Source organism: Nonomuraea sp. NPDC049028 (genome assembly GCF_043197735.1).
Lineage (GTDB): Bacteria > Actinomycetota > Actinomycetes > Streptosporangiales > Streptosporangiaceae > Nonomuraea.
This window is the reverse complement of record NZ_JBICTR010000042.1, coordinates 1-1,650: the sequence shown is the minus strand read 5'-3', so window position 1 is coordinate 1,650 and position 1,650 is coordinate 1. Positions and strand designations below refer to the sequence as shown.

Genomic DNA, 1,650 nt, shown 5'->3' with positions numbered 1-1,650 from the left:
GATCCGGGTCATCGCGGCGGGCTTGATGTAGGCCGAATCTTCTCCGAAGATCCAGCGGTTCTCACTCCCGGCGATCCGCTTGCCCCAGTACCGGGCCGCGATCCACTGCCTTCCCTTCCGCCGATGCTGTCTGCTCGCCCACTCCCACAGCTGGCCGAACATGATCCGATCGACTTCTATGAAGGCTCTCTTTGAGCTCCAAGGACGGTAGTACGCGGTCCATCCCCGGACGAACGAGTTGAGCTCTCGGACCAGCCGGGCCGCAGGCTTCCCCCGATTCGATCGGACGACTTCCCGGATACGCTCCTTGGCCTTCCTCACCGCATCCTTGCTCGGTGTCACGAGCGTGTACCCATTGGCGTAGGTGCGGACGGTGCACCCGAGAAAGTCGAAGCCATCATTGAGGTGCCGGACCGCGGTCTTCTCCTCGTTGAAGGCCAGACCCCTGGGCAAGAACCACTCCTTCAGCCGCCGGTGCACCTCGTGCGCTTCTTGCTCCGTGTGACAGATGGCCACGAAGTCGTCCGCGTACCGCACAAGGGCCGGGGATTCCTCCTTGAGAGTCCTGGAGGCTTTGTGTTTCCTCCAGGCAACCCCGGCTGCTTCCTCCATTCCGTGCAGAGCAATGTTCATCAGGAGCGGGCTGATCACCCCTCCTTGCGGCGTTCCTTCCACCGTCGGCGCGAAGGTTCCCCGGTCCATCACTCCGGCCCTCAGCCATCCTTTGATCGCTTCCCTGGCGGGGAAGTTTCCAATGGATCGCATCAGGTGCTCATGGTCGATCCGGTCGAATGCCGCCGATAAGTCGGCGTCCAGCACCCACCTTCGTCTGCTGGCGGGTTTACCCACCACTTGGAAGATGGTCGCCAGCGCGTCGTGGCATCCTCTGCCGGGGCGGAAGCCATAGCTTCGCGCCTCGAAACGCGCCTCCCATTCAGGTTCCAGGGCGTTCTTCGTCCTGGCCTGGTGGACTCGGTCCCGAATGACCGGGATGCCGAGCGGGCGCGTCCTCCCGTGCGCCTTCGGAATATGCACTCGCTTCACCGGCTGCGGGCGGGCGGCCCTGTCCCGCAGCAGCTGGCGGGCCAGTCGGCCTCGCTCCTCCGGGCCGAGGGCCGTTTCCCCGTCCACGCCAGCGGTCTTCCGCCCCCGGCTCACCTGCGTCACCCGGCGCACGCTCAGGAGCGTGTTCGCCGCTGAGCGCATCATGAGCTTCTGGAGGTTGCGGACCTTCTTCATGTCGCCAGCTTGAGCGGCCTTGAAGATTCTCTGACGCAGCCTCGTTACTTCGTCATCGGCCCGGCCCCAGTCGATCTGGTGCCAGGCTTCCGCGTCGTCGACAGTTCCGTTCCAGAAGAGCGCTTGTCCGGTCTTCTGGTCCATGCACCCTCCCTGTCTAACTTGCGCTGTCGTTAACTCCGTGCTTCTTTGATTCTTCAAAGACCCACCTGGTCCGCTTGGGCGTCCTTTCGGACCCGGGCATCGGCCCGGTATCCGCCGGGTTATAGCTGGAGGGTGGAGTCCCTATGTCCGGCCTTTCCCCTTGCCTTTCGACGTGGCGGCTTTCGCTTCTCGGACCATCCTTTACCCGCAGGGGAATTGAACCTTCGTTACCTCCGGTCTACCCCAAGGGGACCGCTACGGGGTTTC

The 1,650-nt window shown here is 63.5% G+C and carries 1 protein-coding gene; it reads right to left on the bottom strand.

Annotated elements, in window-relative coordinates; translation table 11 throughout:
• The coding region (gene ltrA / locus ACGFJ2_RS59295; protein ID WP_393484311.1) for a group II intron reverse transcriptase/maturase at positions 1-1,383 on the bottom strand (1,383 nt) is incomplete at its 3' end.
• Between the last annotated feature and the right edge of the window lie 267 nt (positions 1,384-1,650).